Genomic DNA, 24,699 nt, shown 5'->3' on the forward strand with positions numbered 1-24,699 from the left:
ATGAAAAATCTTCACATGTTAACTTTCCTTCTTCTCGTTGTTGGCGGCCTTAACTGGCTTTTGCAGGGTCTTTTTGGTTGGGAAATTGGTTCACTCTTTGGTGGTATGGATATGGTTATTTCAAGAGTGATTTACATCTTGGTTGGTTTGTCTGCTATTTACGAAATAGGTACCCATAAGTCGACTTGCAAGATGTGTGGTATGAAAACCCCATCAGGAATGCCCACCGGTTCAATGTCGTAATACGGTTTTTGCATATTCCCCTAAGATAAAAAAGGGGAGTATGCTGGTATGTTTCCATGTACTAGTACATGGAAACATAGTATGTAACAACTGTTTGGTGCTAGGTGCTGAAACGAAAGTGGCAGACATCACCATCAGCCAGGGTATATGTTTTTCCTTCGAGCCGGAGTAGCCCCAGTTCCTTTGCTCGTACTTCGCCACCTGTTTTAACCAATTCTTGCCACGGAATAACTTCAGCAGCAATGAAGCCGTGTTCGAAATCGGTATGAATAACACCAGCCGCTTGTGGTGCCTTGGTGCCTTCGTGAATCGTCCACGCTCGAGTTTCTGTGGGGCCGCTCGTGAAGAACGTAATCAAGTGTAGTAATTCATAGGCTCCGGAAATAAGCCGATCAAGACCGGAGCGCTCTAAGCCGAGGTCAGTGAGATACGCCTTGGCTTCGTCGGGTGCTAGTTCGGCTAGCTCAGATTCAATTTTTGCAGAAATACGTATTGCGCCATTCGTCCCTATGCTGGCGGCATTTTCTTCGCTGACATTCTCGACAATTAAAAGTGGTTTTCGGGTGAGTAAATTTATAGACTGCAAAATCACAGCTTCATCTTCGGTTGTTTCAACGTCACGTACATGGTTAACAGTATTCAGTGCTTCGGCTAATCGACGGCAGAGGGCAAGTTCGGTGGCTGCACGTGCATCCCCACTGTTCGCTCGACCCTCGGTGGCGGCGATGCGACGCGTGACCGTATCGAGGTCTGCCATGGCGAGCTCCAGCCCGATAGTAATTCGATCACGTTCAGGATCTGGTGTGCCGTCAACGTGAATGATGTTTGGGTCAACAAAATCTCGAACCACTTCTACTATAGCGTCCACTTCACGAATGTGTGCCAAGAATTTATTACCGAGGCCCTCGCCTTTGTGCGCGCCAGCCACTAGCCCCGCAATATCAACAAATTCAATCGCCGTTGGAATAATTTTTACCGATTTTGAAACAACAGCCAGGGCTTCAAGTCGCTCATCGGGCACAGCCACCACGCCCACGTTCGGCTCAATGGTGGCAAAGGGATAATTTTCAATAACGACCTGTTTTTTTGTAAGCGCCTTAAAGAGCGTCGATTTCCCGACGTTTGGTAGACCAACGATGCCAACTTGAAGTGCCATAGAATAGGTAGTGTTGCGCACTATACCCGGTTTCGTGTAGATTTGCCAGCAAGCTTGGGTACATTCAAAGATACTCATGAGGAGGAATCGTGAAGAAAGCAAGAGTTACGGTTGGTTTCTCGTGTGCTCTCGAGGTCGTTTGCCGCGGCATCGAGACTGGCGCCGCGGGCAGCAAATTGAACGGTGTCATTGAGCTCGAGCTTGGTGGTACTTCATTCAACGTTGCGGTCGCCTTGAGTCAGGCTGGTTTTTCACCACACTTGGTGGCGACCATTGGCGGACACGACGAGTTCGCGCCTATCGTGCGGCAGAAGCTGAAGGCGACAGGCATCGAAGCAAGTTTGTTTCCGGTTCGTAAACGGACACCGGTTTCACTCCTGCTTCCAGAGAAGAAGTGGCTCCTGACCGATCGTCGTGGCATGGACCGGCCGTTACGAGCAGCAGAACTTGAGGAGCTTCATCGGCATGCGGCCCCGACCCGTGTCGTGACCGGACTGCTGCCTGATGCAGATGAGGTCAAAATCGCACGAGCATTATTCCGGCATCAAACGCCGGATCGTCGGCTCAACATTCTCAACCCGCGTGCGTCGCTCGTTGTCAGTGACCTCTTCGACCTCTTGTTGCCGCAGATCAACTGGCTGGTGTTGAACAGGGAGGAATCCGAATTCTTCTTCGGGCTCGGCAGTCGAGTGGATCAGTTCTTGCACCGCCACAATACGGTGCTCGTGGTGACGAGAGATACGGAGGGGGCACAAGTACTCACGGGCGGCGCTCGATATCGAATTCCGGCGTATCCGGACATTGCGGTGGTGCAGGAGACGGGCGCCGGTGACTGCTTCCTCGGCTACTTTCTCGCTTCCTACCTGCAGAAGATGCCCTGGCAGATGTGTCTGAAGCGAGCCGTGGTAGCAGCGGGACTCAAGGTAAGCAGGCCGGGTTCGGCGTCAGCGCCAGAACGACATGAGGTCGATGTTTGTGTGGCTGGTTGGCACGAGGAGGTCGCCGTCGACTCAGTCACCTGAAGAAAATTTAAAGAGGAGGGAAGCAATGCGGGGGACAAACTTGTCCCCCGCGCTTCACATTTCTCTTAATATTGTTCAGACTGAGGATTATGCAAACAAATGTGCCCCACATTATTCTTGATATTGAAACCACGGGTTTCCGGTGGGATGGCGGCGATGAAATCGTTGAGCTCGCTGGCGAGCGATTAGTGGGCGGTGTTGTCGTCGACACATTTCATTCGTACATGACGCCGTTTCGTCCTGTGCCGCTTGACGCCAGTAGAATTCACGGCCTCACGACCGATTTTTTGCGCGAACAAGGGGTGCCTCCACGAGTTGCACTGCAACAGTTTGCTGACTTCATTGGAAACGGTATTTGGGTGGGGCATAATGTGCGTCGGTTTGATTATCCGTTTGTGGCCTATGCCTTTGAAGAATACGGCGTTACCTATGCGAAACATCCTACAATTGTCGACACACTAGAACTTGCTCGGCAACATTTAAAACTCCCAAATTACCGGCTGGGGTCGGTCGCAATGCATTTCGGCATTAATAGCGATGGTGCTCACCGGGCAGGTCGAGATGTTGAGATAACGAGGGAGGTCTTTTTAAAACTAAGCCTTCATTGACAGCTATTGTTCTCGCGCTTAGGCTGTGAGCGAGCTCCAAGACTACAGAGTTCAAGGAGGTATCGAATGCACAATGAGGATCTTGCGTTACCCGACCCGGTTCTACCGGTACAATTTTTCAGCCGCAGCGCCCTAAAGGAGTTACCTTCGGGCGAGCACCGTTTATTCATTGCGGTGCTGAGAGATGCAATTCAGTGCGTCCAGAAGCATGCCTACGCCCGGGATCGAAAGCGGCAGGGGCTGTACCAGGATGCATACGGCTGGCTGCTGTCGGACGACTCGGCATGGCCCCTCAGCTTCGTGAATGTATGCGATGTTTTGCAAATGAATCCGGACTACATCCGGAAGGGTTTGCGGAACTGGACATCTCGTGGCGGGACGAAACGGAAGGAGGCGCATTCTGTCGCAGCGACACAACCAAGGGCTGTTGACCCGGCAAGGTGCGATCGCTGTCAGCGGCGGTCAAAACCCCCCAGGGGCGGTCGGCTCTGCCTTTCCTGCCAGTCGAGTTACTACTCGTACCAGCAGAAACACGGGAAGATGCCCGTAGGTGAATTCATCAGAAATCTCGCCTATCGAGCGCGTCGGCAGCAGGATTGACGAGCGAGAAGCAGCAGCCCGCCGCGAGAAAACAAATCTCGCGGCGGGCGCTCAGCATTATGCTACAATGCCGCCACTATGGAGATGCAGGTAAAGAAAATTTTGTCTGAGCAATTTGGCTACAGCGAATTCCGACAAGGGCAAGAAGCAGCTGTATCGGCTGTGTTGGCTCAGCGTGATGCGCTGGTTGTGATGCCGACCGGTGCCGGTAAATCACTCTGCTATCAATTGCCGGCGTTGGCACTGCCCGGCCTTACGATTGTTGTTTCCCCGCTCATTGCCCTTATGCAGGACCAAGTGAGCGTTCTTGTAGCGCGCAACATTCCAGCGACGTTTATAAATAGTACGCTGTCGACAAATGAATCTGTTGCAAGGCTTGCTGCGGCACGCTCGGGAGAAATAAAGTTACTCTATGTGGCTCCAGAACGATTTTACGACCAGGCATTCATGCGGGGCTTACAGGAGGTAACGGTTAGTCTGTTTGCCGTCGACGAGGCGCACTGCATCTCTGAATGGGGTCACGATTTTCGACCAAGCTATCTTCGGTTGAAAGATGTTTTACAAACACTTCATCGTCCGCCTGTCTTGGCGCTGACCGCCACCGCCACGCCGGACGTTCGTCGTGACATAATTGCGTCGCTAGATCTTAAAGATCCGGCGGTGATTGTAACTGGGTTTGACCGACCCAATGTAACGTACGGGGCAATTCGAGCCACCCCAACAGAAAAAATAGAACATGCAGTCAGGCTCGTTCGAGAAATTTCTGGGCCGGCGATTATTTATGCGGGCACCCGTGACGCGGTTGATACCATGCGAGAGGTGTTAGCGGTGAACGACATTTCCGTTACGGCGTATCATGCGGGTATAGACAAGGCCGACCGAGAGGTCTCGCAACAGCAGTTCATGGAAGGGAAAACTCGAGTGATGGTAGCAACGAATGCTTTTGGGCTTGGCATTGATAAGCCAGACGTACGACTGATTGTGCACATGGATTTGCCGGGTACACTGGAAGCGTACTATCAAGAAGCTGGCAGAGCTGGGAGAGACGGTAAGCCAAGTTACGCAGTATTATTGCATCATCCGTCTGATAGGTATCTACGAGAGTTCTTTCTTGAAGGAGAGAATCCATCGCCAGCTTTTATTCGAGCAGTCTACGGGTCTTTGGTTCGACAGATTGGGGATGTGATTAAAACGACGTACGCAGAGATCCTGGCCGCGACTGGAATGAAGGCTCCGGAAATGGCAGTCAGCACTGCCCTAAAGGCACTTGAACACGCCGGCTATATAGAGCGTCCGCGTGAGTCTGCTTCCGCGGCGGGCGTGCAGCTTCTGCAACCACTAGCCGAAGTTGATGCTGCCATTAATCGTCGAGCGCGGGTGCAACGAGCCGTTTGGGAGGCACTGCGAGATCGGTATGGTAAAGCACTCGAAGTAGGCGTTCGATTTTCACCTGAAGAGATTGTTCGCAGTGCGGATTTCAGCCGAGAAGGGTTAAGTCGGTCACTGAAGGCGCTCACTGAGCGGGGGCTCTTGGCGTATGCTCCGCCATATCGGGGGCAGGAGATTAAAATTTTAAATCGAGTCATGCCAGAGGCACTTGCCTTACGGTGGGAGCTCCTACGCGAGAAACGCCGGCATGATGAGCAGAAACTTAATCTCATGGAAGGCTACGCTCACGCTGTTGCTTGTCGGCGAGCATTCATTCTGCGCTACCTTGGTGACACCGTGGCTAACGAACGGTGTTTCGGGTGCGATAATTGCGGCGCTCGTTAGTATGCATATTCTGAATGGAAAAATAATTGCGGCTGCTATGGATAGTGCCATGCGCGAGCAGGTGGCAGCATTGCCTTTTGCGCCAACCCTGCACTGCATACTCGTTGGTAGCGACCCGGCGTCAGTGTTGTACTTGCGTCGCAAGGGCGAGGCGGCCGACCGCCTTGGTATCCAATTCGCGCTTCATCACTTACCCGCCACCGTCAGTGCAGCAGTAGTGGCTGACACCATAGCCAGCCTCAACAAAGAACCAGGTGGTTTGATATTGCAGTTGCCTCTACCTTTAGCGCTCAGACCCAGCACCGATGCATTAGTTACCGCCATTGACCCACAGCATGACGCTGATGGATTAACAGATGCAAATCGTCAACGGGTTTTACGCGCCGAACCGGACGCCTTTCTTCCGGCGCCCGTTGGGGCGGCCATCGCACTTTTGCAAACCGTCGACGGCATAGTGCCAGTTGCCACACTCCTTCCTTTTTCAAGCAACTACCGGCCGTTTTGGGTTCCGGTGCGTTTTGTAAATAAGTCAGCCGTGGTGGTATCAAACGGTGATTTCTTTGGCTCAACTTTGTGCTCGGTATTAACCCAGGCTGGAATGCACGCTCGGGTTATTCGTAGCGACGCGAAAGACTTAGCTGAAATTTTAGCAGGTGCGGCTGTGGTAGTTACGGCTGTTGGTAATCCTCAATTTTTGCGAGGAAGCCAGTTTGCACTTGGCAGCACCATTATAGATGTTGGAACAACCTTAGTTGACGGAAAAACGATTGGGGATGTCTTGTGGGACGAAACATTGCAGTCGGTCGGTGCTGCGACACCAGTGCCTGGCGGTGTAGGTCCTGTAACGGTAGCTATGCTGTACGCAAACTTAATTCGATTGTGCAGAGCACAACGTTCCTAGAGCTCTGGATATAGAGGGTGAAGTGTTGTTAGTTCTGCAACTGTACGTTTTACTTTTTCACGCACTGCTTCGTCTGTTGGACGACGTAGGATGTTTGCGATGCATTCGCCGACTCGCTGCATATCTTTTTCGGTGAATCCTCGTGAGGTGAGAGCCGGCGTGCCGAGGCGGATACCTGAGGGGTCAAGTGGTTTCCGTGTATCAAACGGAATCATATTTTTGTTAACCGTAATGCCGACACTGTCCAGCGCTTCTTCTGCTTCTTTTCCGGTGAGACCAACTGGGGTAACGTCGATTAAAAGCAGATGGTTGTCAGTGCCACCCGTAACAAGACGGACGCCGGCCGTAGTGATGGTTTCTGCTAAGGCTGCGGCATTCTTTACGATTTGTCGGCCGTATGTTTTGAAATCGTCAGTGGCCGCTTCGGCGAGCGCTACGGCGATAGCCGCCGTTTGATGATTGTGCGGCCCACCTTGGAGTCCTGGGATAATAGCGCTGTCTACAAGCGTATCGAGCGTCTTTGTTTTTGCACGTTCATAGTGTTCAGCCAGACGGTCGGTGAGACGAGGCACCAGAATTATTGCTCCGCGTGGCCCACGCAATGTTTTGTGCGTGGTCGTCATTACGAGGTCTGCATAGGGCACGGGAGAATCATGAACGCCGGCAATAATGAGACCTGTAATGTGGGATATGTCGGCGAGCAAATAGGCGTTTACTTCGTCGGCTATGGCTTTGAATGCGGCAAAGTCAATTTTCCGTGGGTAGGCGGTGGCGCCACACACAATGAGCTTTGGTCGTTCACGCTTGGCGATAGCACGAATTGCATCGTAGTCGAGGAGTTCTGTTTCCTTGTTCACCCCGTAGCTGACGCTCTTATAGTAACGACCAGAGAAATTGAGGCCGTAGCCGTGCGTGAGGTGACCACCGTGGCCAAGTTCCATACCAAGCACGGTGTCGCCGGGATTGAGTAAGGCAAAAAAACATGCCTGGTTAGCTGGTGAGCCGGAATACGGTTGCACGTTGGCATGCGCTACACCGAATAACTCTTTTGCCCGACTGCGTGCCAGTTCCTCTATTTCGTCGATTATGCTGTTGCCGCCATAGTAACGACGACCAGGATACCCTTCGGAGTACTTGTTGGTGAGCACAGAGCCGAGTGCTTCGATTACGGCTAAAGAGGTAAAATTTTCAGACGGAATCATTTCTAAACCATGCTGCTGTCTGGCCAGTTCTGCTGCTATGAGCCCAGCAATGATTGGGTCTTTAGATTTAAGATGTTGCATAGATTTAGGAATCGTATGCTCTGTAATGTGGGATGTCAAAGTGGATTGCCATCACTAATTTCACGTGCTAGCGTTCGGGATATGGAAAGCATTGCAAGCAGAATTGAACATTCCTGGCAGGTGGCGATTGGCGCTGCTAAAGCGGCTGGGGAATATATCGCACAGCACCCGCTGGAAGGTGGTGGCGTTCGATTTAAAGATGAGGCGGGGCTTAATGCTGTTACTGAAATTGACGAGGCAGCCGAGCGGATTATTCTCGACACAGTGCAAAAAACATTTCCCGAAGATAGCATCTTTTCAGAAGAGTCCGGAGATGTTGCCACTGGGTCACTATGGAAGTGGGTAATTGATCCCTTAGATGGAACCACAAATTTCACCCATAACTTAGCACATTCTAATGTTTCTATAGCGCTTCTCTACGACGGTAAGCCAGTGGTAGGGGTGGTGTTCAATCCGTTTACTAATGAATTGTTCAGCGCGTACGGGACAACGCAGTCAACGGTGAATGGGGTGCAACTGCAACCATCAATATGCGCCGTGGCGAGTAAAGCCATAATTACCCTGGGACGCAGCAGTGAAGGTAAGGCAAAAATTCGTCACGCTGCACTCTACGGGTACTTGCATCCCTTAGTGCGAACCACGAGAGTGCTTGGTGCGTCAGCAATTGACCTTTGTATGGTAGCTGCGGGTAGGATTGACGGCGCAGTATGGAATGATATGCGGCACTATGATGTTGCCGCCGCCGCTTTTATTGCACAGAACGCCGGCCTTATCGTTACTGATTTTTCTGGCTCCCCATTTAACTGGGCAGTCCCGCTGAGTGATCTCCTCATAGCTCCGGTACAATTACACGCCAACCTAGTGAACCTCCTTAAGAATAGTTAGTTGCTGAGTCAGGACGGAACGGCTACACTGCCGATACTATGGTGTCTATTGTAGAGAAAAAACTGATTGTTTTTGATTTGGATGGTACATTGGCTGAAAGTAAGGCTATTATGGACAGTGAAATGTCCGGCCTTCTGGTGCGCCTTCTCAGGCAACGACTCATCGCGGTTATCGGCGGTGGAGCATTCTACAAATTTGAAGAGCAATTCATACATTCGTTTCAGTGCCCAGACGAACTGAAATCGCGCTTACTATTGTTCCCAACGTGTGCGGCGCGAAGTTATCGGTTCGAAGCAGGAGCGTGGAAAGAATTGTATGCTGATATGATTCCCGAACCTGATAGGCAGAGAATTCGGCACGCATTCGACAGCGTTTTTATGGAGGTTGGTTATTCGCACCCAGAGAAAACGTATGGTGAAATTATTGAAGACCGTGGTACGCAGGTAACATTCTCCGCTCTTGGCCAACAGGCTCCAGTGGCGGAGAAAAAACTATGGCGAGTAACGAAAGATTGGCGGCCGCTTATACAAGCAGCACTTATGGCTCGGTTGCCAGAGTTTGAGGTTCGGTTGGGGGGTGAGACGTCAATCGATGTTACAAAAAAAGGGGTGGACAAGGCATACGGCATTAAACAAATAGAACAGCAGACCGGCACTGCTATTAAGGAAATGGTTTTCATTGGTGACGCTCTTTTTGAGGGGGGGAATGACTATCCAGTGAAGGCAATTGGCGTTGATTGTTTGGCAGTAGCTGGGCCGTCGGACACGAAACAAATTTTACGGGAGTGGCTTTTTATTCTTGAATCAACTACATAAGTATGGCTTTACCAACACCACCAACAGTTGAACAGACGTATTACGTTATTTTGCCGCTCCTACGCCGTGTGGGGCAACTCCTTCTTTCTCGGCAGCGAGAACTGGTTGGTTTGTCCGACAAGCAGCGCCATGTAAAGGCACAGGAAATTGAAACAGAAATTCGTTCGTTTTTGTCGACGACACTGCATCAACTTTTTCCAGCTCATTCGGTGCATGGTGAAACAGGCAGCACGAACGCGCCCTGGCAGTGGGTGATAAACGCGTTTGATGGTGGTCGTTACTTTTTTCGTGGACTACCACTCTTTACGACATCCTTAGCGCTTCGAGAGAAGGGCGAAGTTGTGCTTGGTGTCGTGCTTGAACCAGCAACGGGGAATGTCTTCTCGGCTCGTAAGGGTGAAGGCGCCAGTCTTAGCGGCCGCCCACTAGCAGTTTCTGAACAAAAAGAGTTGGCTGGTGCTGTGGCGTACGTTACGAATGATAAACCAGCCGCTACGGCATTAACGGGGGCTGGCGCAGTTCACGTTGATTTAGATTGCCTCTCCTTGGGGCTTTGCTACGTCGCAGCTGGTGCGTACGACATTGTTGTTGCGCCTACGGACAGTGTCAGCTTGTTTAAGAGTGCAGCTGCTCTCCTCGTGGCTCGTGAGGCTGGTGCATTGCTAACTGACAAAGCCGGCGTGCCACTTGGTAGTTCAAAACAAACAAGCATCCTCGTAACAACAAAACATTTGCAAAAGAAAACAGTTACTATCCTGGCGTAGCTGCTATGGTTGGTTTTTTTGATTCTGGTGCAGGAGGCCTAACGGTATTAAAAGCCGTTCGTGCCCGGCTACCCTCGCTTGATGTCGTGTACCTGGGGGACACAGCTCGTGCGTTGTATGGTAATCAGCATCCCGAAGCAATTCAGCGCTACACTCGAGAAGCGGCGGCTTTTTTGGTCGCGCAGGGTGCAACGATTATTGTCATTGCTTGTAATACTGCCTCTGCTGTTGCTGCTGAGGTGTTGCGTGCTGAGTTAACTATGCCGGTGTTTGATGTTTCAGATGCCTCTGTGGCCGAAGCTTTGCGCGTTAGTAAAGCAAATCGCATCGGCGTCATTGGTACTCGCACAACAATTGCTAGCAAAAGTCATGAGAACCTTTTACGGGCGGCCTGCCCGGAGGCGACTATCTTTACGCAGCCAACGCCACTCCTCGCACCACTCGTGGAAGAACGGGCGTGGCGATATCCGGAGGCAATGCGTATTTTACGGCGGTACTTAAAGCCACTTAAAGAGCGACACATCGACACCCTCATTTTGGGGTGTACGCACTACCCAATGATTGCGCCACAGATACAGCGCATAATGGGCAAGCGGGTAAAATTAGTGAGTTCGGCAGACGCAATGGCAAACAAATTAGCACAGTACCTTGCCGACAATCCAAATAGTGAATCCTCCGGCACAGGAATCATGAAACTATTTGCCACCGGAGACACGGCCCATTTTACAGATACCGCCAGATGGTGGTTGGGTGAATCGGTGCGAGTTGAAAAAGCAGTGCTTAATTAGTATGGAGTGGGCAGGAAAACGAGTTGCTGTAATTGGTTTTGGTCGTGAGGGGCAAGCAGCAGTTCGCTATCTACTTTTGAAAAATGCTGTTGTAACAGTTTGTGACGCGCGAGAAATTGTAGCGCAGGAGGCGGCAGCGCAAGAGTTAAAAGAACGAATTACATGGCAGCTTGGGCCGGAGTATCTCGCTGGATTAAGCAGTTTTGATTGTATAATGCGAAGCCCTGGGGTGCGCATTATGCCAGAGATAAAAGTCGCGGTGGCAGCTGGCGTAAAGCTCACCAGCCCAACGGCTGAATTTTTTGAGATGTGTCCAGCAAAGATTATTGGTGTTACTGGAACAAAAGGAAAAGGCACGACAGCGTCGCTAATCGCTGAAATAATAAAAGCTTCTGGTCGTACGGTGCACCTCGTGGGGAATATTGGCGCGCCCGCCATTGCGGCACTGGCTACTATCAAGGCTGACGACTTCGTGGTCTATGAACTTTCAAGTTTTCAATTGCAAGACCTTTCCGTTTCACCAACCATAGCTGTTGTTTTGGGTATTACCGCTGAACATCAGGATTATCATAGTTCAATGGCGGAATATGTTGCGGCTAAAGCAAACATTCTTCGCCATCAGCATGAGAACGATATTGCTATTATCACTGTCGACTACACTGCAAATGAAGCATTAGCAGGCAATGTACATGGGAAACTCGTTCCCATTAGCACAAAACGAGTGCTTGAATACGGTGTCGGCATTAGTGAAGACTCGATCATCTCCACGCTTGAAGGAGAGCAAACACTAGTGTTGCCGATTACCAATGTGCGTTTGCCTGGCAGATTTAATTTAGAAAATGTTATTGCTGCTGTAGCAGCTGGACTTGCTTTAGGAATTCCCGAAGCGGTTATCGCTGAAGCGGTCGCAAATTTCCATGGTTTGCCGCATCGGCTTGAGCATGTTCGAGATGTCGCCGGAGTAAGTTATTGGAATAACTCATTCGCCACAACGCCAGAAGCCACCATTGCTGCTGTGCAATCATTCACTGCCCCCATTGTGCTAATGCTCGGCGGGAGCGATAAAAAACTTTCGTATGATGAACTTGCTACTGTTATTGCCAGCTCAACCGTACATACAATCGTCGGCATTGGTCAGAGCGCTGTAACACTCTACACGGCAATTGAAGCTGCAAGTGTTCGACAAGGGAAAACCCCACCGAAGTATGTCTCAGGCGGGGAAACCATGGCGACTATGGTAGCTGCTGCGAAAGCGTGTGCTACCTCGGGTACGATTGTTCTGCTGTCACCAGCGGCCGCTAGTTTTGATAAGTTTTCAAACGCCTCTGAACGGGGGGACGCCTTTAGAACTGTCGTGCAAGCGCTCTCGTAGTGTCGCTTTAACCACGCTTGGCAAGTGCCTCCTCTAGGCGTTTTAGGGCAACGATAAACGCAGCCGTGCGCATGCTTGTTTTATATGATTCTTTCGCTTTCCAAACAGCAGCAAACGAGTCGCGCATAATCGGCTTTAATTTTTCTCTAACCTGCTTTGCTGTCCACCGGATACCTTGTTTATTTTGCAGCCATTCGAAATAGGAAACCGTGACCCCGCCGGCATTGGCCAAAATATCTGGCACGACGAGAACGCCACGTTTGAGCAGTTTACTATCCGCTTCTGGGGTAGTTGGGCCGTTTGCTACTTCGAGAATGATTCGTGCCTTGATACGACCGGCATTTTTCTTGGTAATCTGATTTTCGAGCGCGGCTGGAATAAGGATATCGCAGGGTGCTTCGAGTAGTTTTTCGTTCGTTACGCCTTTGTAATTTTTACCATCGCACACCGATCCAACGCAGTACATCGAACCTATCATACCGCGGTCTTTTTTTGTGGCCATCACGTTTTTGGGGTCCATGCCTTTGCCGCGGACGTCGAGTATGCCACCAGTAGAATCACTTAGACCAATGATGCGGTAGCCGGCTTTGTGAGCAAGCGTTGCCATATGAAAGCCAGCGTTCCCAAAACCTTGAATGATAACGCTGGTTTTTTTGGGGTTCAGTTTTAATTTTTTCGCGACATCTTCTAGCACCATGTAGGCGCCGTCCGCTGTGGCTGTATCGCGACCGAGCGAGCCACCCTCAGAAATTGGCTTACCGGTAACAACACCCGGTTCCGCGCGGCCGACAATGTGCCGATATTCGTCGGCAATCCATGCCATAATCTGCGGGTTTGTATTTACGTCTGGTGCTGGCACGTCTCGTTCTGGGCCGAAGACATCTTTCATCATTCGAGTGAACGATCGTGTTAGCCGTTCCAATTCTCCGCTAGAAAGTTTTTTGGGGTTAACAGTGATACCACCTTTGCCGCCACCCATTGGTATACCCACGACGGCGCACTTCATGGTCATCCAAAGGGCAAGCGCCTTCACCTCGTTCTGGTCGACGTTTGAATGATAGCGTAAGCCGCCTTTGTAGGGGCCGCGGACGTTGGAGTGTTGCACTCGGTAACCGGTAAACAGTTTTTTTTGTCCGTCATCCATTACTACTGGAACGGTAACTTCAATGACTCGCTCTGGTTTACTTAATGTATCGAGCACTGCCGGCGGCGTGTTAGCAATTTTGCCAGCCTGTTGCAGCTGGGTTAGGGCATTCTGAAAAGCATTCATGGAGTTATCAACGACTTGGTAGCCCAATGGCCTGGCGCACTTTTTTCATAGTATGCAACGCAATTTTTTCAGCATTTTTTGAGCCATTGCGAAGTGTCGTAAGCATTGCTCTTGGCCGGCTACGCAGATGCAGGAACTTTTTTTGAAAGTCTTCGAGCCCGACGCAGATGTCGTTCGCTAGTGTTTCCTTTAGCTCACTGTAGCGAATAGTTCCGGATTGCTGTTTTGCCCGAAATTCAGCGGCCACTTTTGGCGTGCTGAAAGCATCAAGCAGAAGGAATAGGTTGGCTACCCCAGCCGCCACTTCGTTTTTGTCTCCCGTGCCACTGTCTGTGACTGCTCGGGCGATTTTTTTCTTAATGATTGCTGGTTCGTCGTCCAGAAAAAGGCAACCGGTCGGTTCGGACTTACTCATTTTACGGTTCGGATCAGTTAGGCTCATTAGCCGTGGTACGCTTGTGTAAAGTGGCATCGGTACGGTGAACACTGCGCCGTAGCGAGTGTTGAATTTTTTGGCCACGGTGCGCGTCAGTTCGAGGTGCTGCGTCTGGTCGTCTCCAACCGGGACGAGGTTGCCATTGTAGAGAAGAATATCGGCGGCCATCAAGGTGGGATAGGTGAACAGGCCGACGTTGGCGTTGCCTGGTTGCCGGGCGCTTTTATCTTTATACTGCGTCATCCGTTCTAGCTCACCCATGGGCGTTACCGTGTTCAGAATCCAAGCTAACTCGGCGTGGGCGGGAACGAACGACTGCAAGAACAAGGTGCACTTTTTCGGATTCAACCCAGCAGCCAGGTAACTTGCAATGATATCTATGATTTCGGCTGTTTTTTCTTTTGTATTGTAGCTTTCTGTCAAAGCGTGCAAGTCAGCCACCATAAAGAGGCAGTCGTGATCTGTTTGGAGCGTAACAAAGTTTTTGAGTGCGCCAAGATAGTTACCGACGTGTAGTCGGCCAGTGGGCTGAATACCAGATAAGACCCGTGAGCGAATGGTAGCCATAGATGGCAGCAGCTTACACCTTCTTGAATAACCCGAACAGTTGCCGTGAACGATTTAATTCAAGCTTAATGCGTTCTCTGGCCGTTCTTGTTTTAACGAATTGCAGCCAGTCTGGTGACGGGCGAGCTCGCTTTTTGTCGATGACAATATCAACCATATCACCAGACTTAAGTGGCGTTGAAAGGGGCATCAGCTTGTTATTAATACGCGCCGCGACACAGTGGTTACCAATGTCTGAGTGAATGTGATAGGCAAAGTCTACGGGTGTGGCTTGATCGGGGAGTGCAATGACGTCTCCGCCGGGAGTGAAGACAAAAATATTTTCAGGGAAGACATCAATTTTTAAGTGCTCGAGATACTCGGTGGTGTCGCGAATTTCTTTCTGCAATTTTACGAGCTCTGTTACCCATGCGTACCGTGGGCTGTTCATTTTTATGCCTTCCTTAGGCTTACCTTGTTCGGTGTAGTACCAGTGTGCGGCTGGGCCGTAGTGTGATTCTTCATCCATGGCTTTGGTGCGAATTTGGAATTCAACGATTTCGCCAGGGCCAACGAACACGGTCGTGTGCAGCGATTGATAACCGTTTGGCTTCGGTTGGGCGATGTAGTCTTTAATACGGCCACGGAGCGGCTTCCAGAGTTGGTGAATGATGCCAAGGACGGCGTAACATTCGGTAACGTTTTCAACAATCACGCGTACGGCTACGAGGTCATAAATTTTTGAGATATCACGGTCGTGGCGCAGCAGTTTTTTATAAAGACTGTACAGAAACTTGGCACGCCCTTCGATGTCGAGCACCGTGATAGTTTGGTTTTCATCAAGTTTATCGCGCAGTAGTGCCATTACTTTTGCCAAGTTCTTTTCTTTACTTGGCGAGGTTGTGGCCATGAGCTGCGATACCCAGGCGTACGATTCTTGGTCGGTGTATTTGAACGACAGGTCTTCTAGTTGACCTTTAATTTCCCACATGCCGAGGCGATGCGCGATGGGGGCGAATATTTCCATACTTTCGAGCGCAATGCGCTGGCGTTTTTCTGGCGCTAAGGCGTCGAGCGTTTCCAGGTTGTGCAATCGGTCCGCGAATTTAATGAGAACGACCCGAACGTCTTTTGAAATGGCTAAAAACATTTTTCGCAGGTTTTCCACGTAACGCTCCATGCCTCGGTACTTGAGCGTGCCGAGTTTTGTGATGCCTTCCACCAGCGCCGCCACATCAACGCCAAAATTTTCTCGAATGTCTGGCACGGTGTATGAGGTATCTTCAGGAACATCGTGCAACAATCCGGCGATAACCGTGTTCAAATCGACTCGCATGGTGGAGAGCTTGTTCGCAACTGCCAAGGCGTGCGTGATGTAGGGTTCGCCGTTGGTGCGCTTTTGGCCCTGATGTGCCTGGTCGGCAAATTCATAAGCCAGACGAACCATATCAAGATCAGCTCCGGGAAATTGTGCTGCGAGTCGTTTGAGAAGTTGCGTGAGTACTTGGGGCTCCTTTGGCTTCTCCATAAAGGTTATTTCTACGTTTCCGATTGCATGCCGATATAGCCGCAACCCTTCATAGAGCAGCGTACCGCGCCTTTGGCTGCGAAGACAAGCAGTGAGCCGCAGGTTGGGCATTTCTCGCCGGTTGGTTTAGACCATAGCGCAAATGAGCAGGCCGGGTAGGTGTTGCAGGCAAAAAAGTTTCGCCCACGCTTCGAGCGTTTTTCAACGAGGTCACCCTTACCGCAGCCAGGACATGGTACCCCGGTGGATTTCACGATTGGTTTAATTTTTTTGCATTCTGGATAGCCGGTGCAACCAAGGAAGGTACCAAATCGCCCACGTTTAACGGCCATGGGCTTGCCACATAATTCACATGGTTCTGCCGCAAATGTTTCTGCTGCCACCGCTTCGTCGCTCCCCGCTAGCGGCTTTGTGGTGCGACATTCCGGGTATCCGGTGCAGGCCAGGAACCGACCAAAGCGACCGAACTTTACCACCATCGGTTTACCGCAGGTGGCGCAGACTTGGTCACTGGCTTCTTGGGTTATGCTCTCTTTACTGATTTCAGCATCTTTTACTATAAGGTGCTCTTTGAATGGGGTGTAGAAAGCACGCAGCACGGGCACGAGCTGTTTTTCACCCTCAGCAATTTCATCGAGCTCGCGTTCCAGCGTGGCGGTGAACTCAAAGTCAATGATTTCTGGGAAGTGTTCAACTAAAAGGTCATTTACCAATTCAGCGAGTTCGGTGGGATACAGCCGTCGTTCTTTTTTTTCAACGTAACCGCGGTCTGTAATGGTGCTAATGGTTGGGGCGTAGGTTGATGGTCGGCCGATGCCATGTTCTTCAAGCGATTTAATGAGCGTAGCGTCTGAGAAGCGAGCGGGGGGTTCGGTGAAGTGTTGCGTGCCGCCAACTTTTTGTAGCATTGCCGTTGCTCCAACAGTAACGTCCGGCAAGTCGACGTCGTTTGCATCGTTATAGTAGACCTTGCGCCAACCATCAAAAGAAAGAACTGAGCCACTCGCACGGAGTGTATAGTCGGGAGCTTGCACGGTCGCCACGTCAATTGTGGTAGTGCGAACAATTGCCTCCGGCATTTGCGAAGCTATGGCCCGTCGCCAGATGAGTTCGTAGAGCTTCTTTTGTTTCGGGTCGAGGTACTCTGCCACTGACTCTGGAGTGCGAAGCGCGCTTGATGGGCGAATGGCTTCGTGTGCCTCTTGGGCGTTTTTGGAACGTGATTTAAATCGACGCGGCTCTGTTGCGTACTCTTTGCCGTAGGTTTCCAGAAGGTACGTCTGTGCTTCAGTTAAAAATTTCTCTGACAGGTTCATTGAATCGGTTCTCATATACGTAATGAGACCGACGGCACCTTCGTCACCAATGGTTACCCCCTCGTACAGTTGCTGCGCCACCATCATGGTTTGCTTCGGACTCATATTGAGGCGACGGCTAGCCTCTTGCTGCAGAATAGATGTGGTGAAAGGCGGGGGTGGTGTTTTCTTCGCTTCGCGGCCGTTTACGTCCGCAATTTTGTAGCTGGCTTTTTCAAGATCAGCGACAATTGCATCGGCCGCCGATATTCCGGGTAGGGCAAATTTATCGAGCCGCTCACCATTACGGGTGAACAGTGCGGCAGTTATAGTGCCAGTGGGTACGGTAAAGTCAGCTTCAATCGTCCAGTACTCTTCAGCATTGAAGGCTCGTATTTCTCGTTCTCGTTCCACAACCATTCGTACGGCGACCGATTGTACACGACCGGCTGAGAGACCTCGATAAATTTTTCGCCATAGAAATGGAGAGAGTTCGTAGCCAACTAATCTGTCGAGCATTCGTCGCGCCTGTTGGGAGTCGACCATTCGCTCGTCAATGGTGCGTGGGTGCTCAAGCGCTTCAGCAATCGCTTCGTCAGTAATTTCATGAAAAGCGATACGTTGTGAGTTTTCGTTGGTGAGGCCAAGTGCTTCTTTGAGGTGCCAGGCAATAGCTTCCCCTTCACGGTCTTCATCAGTTGCCAGAATGACCATGTCAGCCTTTTTGGCCTTGAGCTTTAAAGCAGTCAGATTTTTCTTCGCTTTCAAAGGCACGACGTACTGCGGTGCGAAATCGTTCTCTATATCGATACCCATTTTCGACTTCGGCAAGTCGCGGATGTGGCCATAGGAAGACATGACAGAAAATTTCTTGCCAAGGAACTTCTGAATGGTTTTGGCTTTTGTTGGCGATTCAACGATGACGAGTTTCATAATAGGCAGAAGCGTACTCGAGGGTTCTGTAGGGTGTCAACCTTAGTGGTCATTTCGATAACATCAGAATGTTTAAAAAGCCAGTAGGCCCGTTACCTTAATTAACATTCAAAATTTTTTGAATGTATTGAATATTGGGTATCCCGCCATTTTAGGCGGGACATCTTTTTTCATTCCTGTTTAGCAGGAATGCATAGATTATTAGTAGTGCCGCTAGCAAGCGGCGCAGCAGCGGGGCAACACTTCGACTCGCTCCGCTCGCTCAGTGTAAATAGTTTAATTTGTTTGGATTCTTACAATTTTATATATCGTTTCCCGCCCACATCTCGCACGAGGCCAGAAAGCTCAAGCGAGAGGAGTTCAGTGGCGAGTATTGTTGTTGATAATGAACATCGTGCCGCTAGGTCATCGAAGTATATTGGTTCGTGGGAAAGTGCCGCCATTATGTTTGTCGCGGTTGCGCTCAGTTGTTGATTGAGTTTTTTTGTTGGCGCTACTCTCGGTTCTAACCCTAATGCAACGAAAACGTCTTGCGCGCCAGTAATCACGTGCGCTCCGTCGTGTAGTAGCGCGTTGCAGCCGGCGGCGTTTTCTTCGGTGATGCGCCCAGGGATGGCTAAAATTTCACGGTTATAGTCGAGAGCCAAACGAGCGGTGATGAGGGCACCGCTTTTCAGTGGTGCTTCGATGACCAATGTTCCAAGGCTTAGACCGGCTATGATGCGATTGCGTTCCGGGAAATGATGTTGACTCGGCCCAACGCCGGGTGGGTACTCGCTCATAAGGAGGCCACCGGATTCGACAATTTTCGTTGCCAGTTGACGATGTTCTGGTGGGTAGATATCTGATTCTGCAATGGAACTACCGAGCACAGCAATAGTTCGGCCGCCAACTTCAAGTGTCGCCTCATGCACGATTGCGTCTATGCCACGCGCCAGACCGCTCACCGTTGTTAGCTCATTTTTTGCCAGCGCTTGCGTTAGATGAAGCGCGGCTACCTTTCCGTACTCAGTCATTTTACGTGTTCCGACTATTGCGATTGTCGGTTCGACAGGTTTGTTCAGGGGGAGTACACCACGGTAAAAAAATAGGTGTGGTGCGTCGGGTATTTCTTTTAGGAGTGCGGGGTAGGTACTATCTGTCTTGATGACAAATTCTATGTTTTCGCGACGCAGTTTCTCTTGTGTTGTTGTAGAATCGTTGGTTGTACGATAGGTAAAAAATTTCTCAATTGTTTCATGCTCAAAGTTCAGGCCGCGCAATGTTTCACGCGATGCACGCCAAGCTGCTTCACCGCTCGGCAGATACCTGGCCAGCTTTCTTATTTGTATAGGCGCCAAAACGAAGCTGAGTGCCAGCCAAAAATCTCTATCTTGCGTTTCAGTGGCCATTTCTTAATACTATAAGGGTATGTCTTGCATTAAGTGCGGAACACATCTTCATCCAGACGAACATGGTGATTGCCGTGAGTGCGGTGCTGCGTACGACGAGGTAAATAAAGAGGTTCGGATTTCAGGACAGCGGCAAGGAGAGACGGAAGGCAGCGGAGGTGCGCAAGAGGAAGCATTGCGAGAAGAGGATAGTAGTGAGAAACAGCTTAATTTTTTTGGTAGAGAAAATAGACGAAGTCGACGAGCGGCGTAGCCTTTATGTAAAAATTTTAGCACGGCTGCTTCCTTGACAGGAAGCCTTTTTCTTGTTAAGGTGCCGCGTCGAGTACGGGTAGTAATGCGCTACTGCACTCGAAATGAAATAACATTTCCGGGGTTCTTATCTGGGAGCGACGAACGAACCACTACCCCTCCTAAGTGGGACAAGTAGTCAGCGAGTAGTGTGGTTAAGGTAACTACCAAACACCCCACTCGCTCCCAGGTAAGAGGTTCGGAAAATAAACAGCACCGACGTACGTCGGTGCTGTTTTGTTGTTTGAGTTATTTTTTCTTGCACTTAAGGCTCGCTTTTTAGATAAGATTTTTATTACTCTTTTGCTTGCTTAAAAGAATAGAGACCAGTCCGCCGTAGGCCGATCCGCCTTTGGCGGAAAAATGGCACCCTCGCTTCGGCAGCTACGCGGTTTCTCGCAAAAGTTGCAGCACAGCCATAAACTTCCCTTCGCACACGCTCAGGGTCGAACAGTATGGCTGTTTCTCGCTGCAACTTTTCCTTAACCGCTGGGCTGCCTTTGCTATGGGGTTCGTGGGAGTCATATAAAAACTTTTTGAAAAGGGAGCGCCGCGGGTACGCTCCAGGTCGGTTGACCGGAAAACGTACCCGCGGCGGGTGCCATGTCAGGGTTGGATTCCCTGTTGACACGAGTCAGCGATGCTGACGTTGTTGAAGAAATTCAGATGTGCGAAGCGACTGGAAGCCGCCCCGCTTGGTTCGGGTTCAGGCCTTCTTGTGGCTGTGGCCGCCTTTGTCGAGGATGCTGGCGGCTTCGTAGTTGTGCGAGTTGTTGTCGGTGCCGACCTTGGTGTCGATTCCGATGGATCCCTCCTTGTTGCGCACGAGCGCCGGGGAAATCGTCTTCTCGGTCTTCAGGATCGCGTTGGCGGTGCCGGTGCCGACCTTGGTGCTGGTCGAAAGCGCGGTGCCCTCCATGGCGTCAGCGATGTCGGCACGATGAGCCGTCAGCGCAATCGCAGGATCGTCGGCGGCGATGGCCGAGGTGAGGGCCGGCATCGTGGTCGTCTTGCCGGTGCCGTTCGGAATGATGGCCGTGCCGGTGTTCCCGACGTCGACGGGAGCGGCGGCGATGGCCTGCAGAGCGGGGTTGCCAGCCGTAGCAGCCGGCGGCGACGAATACACCAGGAGTGCGGCGAGGAGGGCGAACCCTCCGTAACGGATCAACTTCATGATGGAACTCCTTCTATTGTCTTCCGATTGTCATTGAACGTTTCGCCTTCAAGCTAGTTTCTCGAGGGAATCCCGAGCCTATATCTAGTATCTTGAGTGGCATCCCAAGTCTAGCTTCTTTTCTTGAAGACTTCCCGAATGGGCAACGATATAATATAATTTTTTCCTTTTTTGTCAACAAATTTTCCGCAGTTTTAAATATCTAGGATTGACCTTTTGCCCTTCTTTTGCTTTACTATGCGGTCGCTTCAACCGTAGAATTTGTTTGCGACTACTGACGAAACGTCGGTACATCAACCAAGGAGGGCTATCGTGAACCGTCGCCGTGCACTCATACTCGTTCTTTTCGTCGCCGGGGTCGTGGCTCTTTTCGACAGCTACTCTGGCGCGTTCAAGGTTAACGCGGCAGGAAACTGCCGCGGGTATTCACTCAGCCGTTAGGAGGTTTTTCGTTTCAACCCAACCGACGGAACGTCGGTAGACAACTTAGGAGGAAGTCCAATGAACGTTCGTTCCATTTTTGCCCTGGCTCTTACGGCGGTTGGTGTGATCGCCATCCTCCACAGTGACGCCGGAAAGTGGGCAGCGCCCGCGAAGCCGGTCGTTGCTGAAGCGGACTGCCCGGGCAGCACCCATGCTGTTCGGCACCACCACCGCGAGGCCGAGGAGTACATCCTCGGCGGCGACGTTGTTCGGGCCATTCACGAGATCCAGCTGGCTTCGTTGTTCTCGTGTGACGTCAGCCCTGGCATCAGACACCTTCAGGTGCTGGCCTGGAACAGCCTCGCTCAGGCTCATTTCCAGCAGGGAGCTTGGCCGGACAATGGTCATGCACAGCAGGCGCTCGAGGAGATTCGGCATGCGCAGCGACTTCTTACGATGGTGGCCGACCACGAATCTTCGTGGCCCCATTCGATGATCATCGACCACGAATCTTCGTTGCCACATTAGCCCGTGCCCACCGGCCGCTCTCAATCTCGAGGGCGGCCGATACTTCTTTATATAAACTATTGACTTTGTGGCAGTTTTCAGCTAAATTATCGTGTTCGATTCCGGCTCGCACTCTAACAATAACTGCAGACAACCGCTCTGACATACGTTCAGGGCAAAGGAGACGCTAGATGCGTCAGTTCTTCGTTCGTTTCCTTGGCGCCATCTTGGCGTCCATCACCATGACCCTCGCTCCTGCGCCGGCTTCGGCTGGAGCGGGGAGTCAGATCGCATTGCTGTCCGAGTTTTGCCTCTACCCCGATTGCGGGGCGAGGCTTGCCTACACCTCTCATGAGTGGGGGTGGGCCAATCCGGCCACCCTCACCGAAACATTCGATCTCGGCCTCGACGACTGGGCGTCGGTCGGTGGTGCCTACTTCTACGGAAGCACCATCTACTCCGGTACGATCACCGCTGGCTTCAAGCCGGTGGTCGTGCAGCTCAACTACGTCAACGCCGCTGTTGACGGTGAGCTGCCCTCGAGCGACCTCGACCTTGCGTTCGAAACGTCACGCTGGCGGCTGTCGTTGGCGTGGGACCTGGCGTCCGTCGGCATCGATGGCTTGTCCATCGGCGTCATCGGCGTCCTGCCTGGAAGCGAGAATAAGGTTGGGATTTCAACCGAGATTCCTGACTTCGGCGACCTCGACCTCGTGAAGGCTCACGAGGAACCCGGTTGGGACTTTACTCTCGGGATGCTCTACGAGATGGGCGAGCGCGATTGGCTGCGTTTTGGTGCGACGTTGAACGTCGCATCTTACGACAGCAGCGTTGACGCGCTCGACCTCGACAGCGGTGAGGTCTACCGGACCAACTCCACGTCGAACCTCTGGTTCGGCCGGCTGGGTGCGACGGTACATCCGTTCGTGCCCATGGGCCTTGCCAGTGGTGAGTCCTCGTGGGACGAGTGGCTGCGCAAGGTGGAGATTTCAGCCGACCTTCGTGTCGTGAATATTTCCATCTCGGGCGAAGATACCATTCGCCCGATCGACGCCTTCTTCGGCGTCGATGTTCCCTTGCTCCCGAGGCATTGGAACCCGCTGGCGAAGTATGTTGAACTCGTCGGTGTCAGTGGCGTCGGGACCGATGGTAGCTGGGGCGCAGGCCTCGGCATCTACGGTCAAGGGCCGCTTCGGTGGCTGACCTGCGACACTATGTACTCTTCCCAGCCCGGGGGTGACCTCGGGAAGGATTTCACGCTGAGCGGCATCGGCTGCACAGCATCAATGCCGCTGCCTTTCTAGGAGGACTGGCAGCGCCCATTTCGTTTGGAGGGAAAGGGGCTTCGTGAACACACGAAGCTCTTTTTCTATTGAAAAGTTCAGGAAAATGTGCTATAATTCACTATGAAATTTACAATTTCGCCTGTTTATATGGCAAAAACAAAAGAGCTTGGACTGGCGCCACTCATAGCAAAAAGCGAAACGCGGGAAACACCCGCGTTCTGGTTCAGTAAGCGGCAAGTGGCGGCGAACTATCAACGGTTCCGCCGCGGTCTGCCAAACGTGAAGATTTTTTTCACATTAAAATCAAATGCCGTTCCGGCTGTGGTGCACGTTTTAGTTCAAGAGGGTGCTCATTTTGACGTGGCGTCACTGGGTGAAATTCGACTTCTCAGAAAATTAAAGGTAAGCCCAGAGCGGATGTTTTTTACGACGCCAGTAAAAATTCCGGCGGAGATTCGGGCAGCGTACCGCATTGGCGTCCGCCATTTTGTGGCAGATTCGATGATGGAAATTTCGAAGTTGGCTCGCTACGCACCAGGCAGCAATGTCTTCATTCGATTCCGCACCAGCAACAAAGGTAGTCAGTGGCCGTTGTCGCGACGATTTGGTGCTGAGACGTCACAAGTGTTGGGGTTGCTGCAATTTACTGTAGAGCAACGGTTGGTACCATATGGCTTGGCATTTCATGTTGGGTCGCAATGTTCAAACGTACAGAACTGGCAACAGGGTATACGCCGAGCGGCAGCTCTGGTGAATACGTTCAAACAGAAAAGTGGCTACGACCTCAAGGTTATTGATATTGGTGGTGGTTTCCCTGTGTGCTACACGAAAGATGTGCCATCGCTTGAGACAATTTTCAGTGCCATTCAGCAAAGTGTGAAACGGTATTTGCCTGGTTTAGAAATTTGGGCAGAGCCGGGACGAGCAATGGTGGCTGACACTGGTTTCGCGGTGACGACGGTCATTGGTCGTACTAAGCGAGGGCGGGACAATTGGTTATTCTGTGACCTCGGTGCGTTCAACGGGCTACTAGAATTAATTGAGCCAAGTTCGCGAGGGTTTGCGTATGAAATTTATGCACCAGTGAATAAGGTGAATGGGAGTGCCAAGCGAGTGAGTAACGGTAACGGCAAGAAAAAAATGTTTACTCTCACCGGCCCATCGTGTGATGGTGATGACATTATTATAGAGCACGTAAACCTAGCCGATATTGGTGTGGGGGACAGAATCTACCTTTTGAAAACAGGCGCGTATAGCATTATGTATGCCTCGAAATTTTGCGGAAATAAGCAGCCCAAGGTGCACGTTGTGTAGGCTGCGTTGACAGCGCTCACAAAAAGGACTATGGTAAGCAGCCGTTTTTGAAACACGGCAATTCACAACAAAGACCCCGTGCGAGCGCATTGGGA

22 protein-coding genes are annotated in these 24,699 nt (G+C 51.3%); 14 read left to right on the forward strand and 8 right to left on the reverse strand.

The features are described from left to right. Positions 1–243, forward strand: coding sequence for a DUF378 domain-containing protein (locus WC052_01700; GenBank protein MFA7286360.1), 243 nt, complete (start codon positions 1–3; stop codon positions 241–243). Positions 244–343: 100 nt separating this feature from the next. Here WC052_01700 and ychF read toward each other — a convergent pair whose 3' ends face one another. Then, positions 344–1,399, reverse strand: a complete 1,056-nt coding sequence (gene ychF / locus WC052_01705) for a redox-regulated ATPase YchF (protein MFA7286361.1) — start codon at positions 1,397–1,399, stop codon at positions 344–346. Positions 1,400–1,488: 89 nt separating this feature from the next. Between ychF and WC052_01710 the strand changes: the two genes are divergently transcribed. The 4 genes from WC052_01710 (at position 1,489) to WC052_01725 (ending at position 6,303) form a co-directional block, all read left to right on the forward strand. Further along, positions 1,489–2,421 (forward strand): carbohydrate kinase family protein, encoded by a 933-nt coding sequence (locus WC052_01710; GenBank protein MFA7286362.1) that lies wholly within the window; start codon positions 1,489–1,491, stop codon positions 2,419–2,421. An 89-nt stretch (positions 2,422–2,510) separates the two neighbouring features. Beyond that, complete coding sequence (locus tag WC052_01715) at positions 2,511–3,029, forward strand: 3'-5' exonuclease (GenBank protein MFA7286363.1); 519 nt, start codon at positions 2,511–2,513, stop codon at positions 3,027–3,029. A gap of 678 nt (positions 3,030–3,707) precedes the next feature. Beyond that, positions 3,708–5,402 carry a RecQ family ATP-dependent DNA helicase gene (locus WC052_01720; protein ID MFA7286364.1) on the forward strand — a complete coding sequence of 565 codons (1,695 nt, stop codon included), beginning with the start codon at positions 3,708–3,710 and terminating at the stop codon, positions 5,400–5,402. A gap of 1 nt (position 5,403) precedes the next feature. After that, the gene (locus WC052_01725; GenBank protein ID MFA7286365.1) at positions 5,404–6,303 is read left to right on the forward strand and encodes a bifunctional 5,10-methylenetetrahydrofolate dehydrogenase/5,10-methenyltetrahydrofolate cyclohydrolase; all 900 of its coding nucleotides are present in this window, start codon (positions 5,404–5,406) and stop codon (positions 6,301–6,303) included. Here the strand turns inward: WC052_01725 and glyA are convergent. Continuing rightward, the gene (gene glyA / locus WC052_01730) at positions 6,300–7,586 is read right to left on the reverse strand and encodes a serine hydroxymethyltransferase (protein ID MFA7286366.1); all 1,287 of its coding nucleotides are present in this window, start codon (positions 7,584–7,586) and stop codon (positions 6,300–6,302) included. The genes WC052_01725 and glyA overlap by 4 nt on opposite strands. Positions 7,587–7,667: 81 nt before the next feature. Here glyA and WC052_01735 point away from each other — a divergent pair, with 81 nt between their 5' ends. Genes WC052_01735 through murD form a run of 5 tightly spaced genes read left to right on the forward strand, consistent with a single transcriptional unit; the run spans position 7,668 to position 12,210 of the window. Continuing rightward, positions 7,668–8,471, forward strand: coding sequence for an inositol monophosphatase (locus WC052_01735; GenBank protein ID MFA7286367.1), 804 nt, complete (start codon positions 7,668–7,670; stop codon positions 8,469–8,471). Between the two features lie 38 nt (positions 8,472–8,509). Further along, entirely contained in the window at positions 8,510–9,286 is a 777-nt protein-coding gene (locus WC052_01740) for an HAD-IIB family hydrolase (protein ID MFA7286368.1), read from the forward strand. Between the two features lie 2 nt (positions 9,287–9,288). Next, positions 9,289–10,050 carry an inositol monophosphatase family protein gene (locus WC052_01745; protein MFA7286369.1) on the forward strand — a complete coding sequence of 254 codons (762 nt, stop codon included), beginning with the start codon at positions 9,289–9,291 and terminating at the stop codon, positions 10,048–10,050. Between the two features lie 5 nt (positions 10,051–10,055). Continuing rightward, complete coding sequence (murI, locus tag WC052_01750) at positions 10,056–10,838, forward strand: glutamate racemase (protein ID MFA7286370.1); 783 nt, start codon at positions 10,056–10,058, stop codon at positions 10,836–10,838. A gap of 1 nt (position 10,839) precedes the next feature. Further along, positions 10,840–12,210 carry a UDP-N-acetylmuramoyl-L-alanine--D-glutamate ligase gene (murD, locus tag WC052_01755; GenBank protein ID MFA7286371.1) on the forward strand — a complete coding sequence of 457 codons (1,371 nt, stop codon included), beginning with the start codon at positions 10,840–10,842 and terminating at the stop codon, positions 12,208–12,210. A gap of 7 nt (positions 12,211–12,217) precedes the next feature. On the opposite strand, the gene WC052_01760 is transcribed toward murD, so the two are convergent. The 5 genes from WC052_01760 to dprA all read right to left on the reverse strand — a co-directional run bounded on the left by WC052_01760 (position 12,218) and on the right by dprA (position 19,609). Then, a complete protein-coding gene (locus tag WC052_01760; GenBank protein ID MFA7286372.1) occupies positions 12,218–13,480 on the reverse strand; it encodes a Glu/Leu/Phe/Val dehydrogenase in 1,263 nt (420 codons plus the stop codon). Positions 13,481–13,487: 7 nt separating this feature from the next. After that, on the reverse strand, positions 13,488–14,483 hold the full coding sequence (trpS, locus tag WC052_01765; GenBank protein ID MFA7286373.1) for a tryptophan--tRNA ligase: 996 nt from the start codon (positions 14,481–14,483) through the stop codon (positions 13,488–13,490). A 13-nt stretch (positions 14,484–14,496) separates the two neighbouring features. Then, entirely contained in the window at positions 14,497–15,990 is a 1,494-nt protein-coding gene (locus tag WC052_01770) for a RelA/SpoT family protein (protein ID MFA7286374.1), read from the reverse strand. Between the two features lie 11 nt (positions 15,991–16,001). Further along, positions 16,002–18,218, reverse strand: coding sequence for a type I DNA topoisomerase (gene topA, locus WC052_01775; protein ID MFA7286375.1), 2,217 nt, complete (start codon positions 18,216–18,218; stop codon positions 16,002–16,004). A 293-nt stretch (positions 18,219–18,511) separates the two neighbouring features. Then, positions 18,512–19,609 carry a DNA-processing protein DprA gene (gene dprA, locus WC052_01780; GenBank protein ID MFA7286376.1) on the reverse strand — a complete coding sequence of 366 codons (1,098 nt, stop codon included), beginning with the start codon at positions 19,607–19,609 and terminating at the stop codon, positions 18,512–18,514. Between the two features lie 19 nt (positions 19,610–19,628). Here dprA and WC052_01785 point away from each other — a divergent pair, with 19 nt between their 5' ends. Beyond that, positions 19,629–19,862 carry a hypothetical protein gene (locus WC052_01785; GenBank protein MFA7286377.1) on the forward strand — a complete coding sequence of 78 codons (234 nt, stop codon included), beginning with the start codon at positions 19,629–19,631 and terminating at the stop codon, positions 19,860–19,862. A gap of 744 nt (positions 19,863–20,606) precedes the next feature. Here the strand turns inward: WC052_01785 and WC052_01790 are convergent. After that, positions 20,607–21,074: a hypothetical protein gene (locus WC052_01790; protein ID MFA7286378.1), complete on the reverse strand. Its 468-nt coding sequence runs from the start codon at positions 21,072–21,074 to the stop codon at positions 20,607–20,609. 501 nt (positions 21,075–21,575) lie between these two features. Here WC052_01790 and WC052_01795 point away from each other — a divergent pair. The 3 genes from WC052_01795 to WC052_01805 all read left to right on the forward strand — a co-directional run bounded on the left by WC052_01795 (position 21,576) and on the right by WC052_01805 (position 24,604). Then, a complete protein-coding gene (locus WC052_01795) occupies positions 21,576–22,025 on the forward strand; it encodes a hypothetical protein (GenBank protein MFA7286379.1) in 450 nt (149 codons plus the stop codon). A 170-nt stretch (positions 22,026–22,195) separates the two neighbouring features. After that, positions 22,196–23,308, forward strand: a complete 1,113-nt coding sequence (locus WC052_01800; protein MFA7286380.1) for a hypothetical protein — start codon at positions 22,196–22,198, stop codon at positions 23,306–23,308. A 129-nt stretch (positions 23,309–23,437) separates the two neighbouring features. Further along, the gene (locus WC052_01805) at positions 23,438–24,604 is read left to right on the forward strand and encodes a type III PLP-dependent enzyme (protein ID MFA7286381.1); all 1,167 of its coding nucleotides are present in this window, start codon (positions 23,438–23,440) and stop codon (positions 24,602–24,604) included. The last annotated feature ends 95 nt before the right edge of the window (positions 24,605–24,699 follow it).

The organism is Patescibacteria group bacterium (genome assembly GCA_041675205.1).
Taxonomy (GTDB): domain Bacteria; phylum Patescibacteriota; class Patescibacteriia; order GWA2-46-9; family GWA2-46-9; genus JBAYUF01.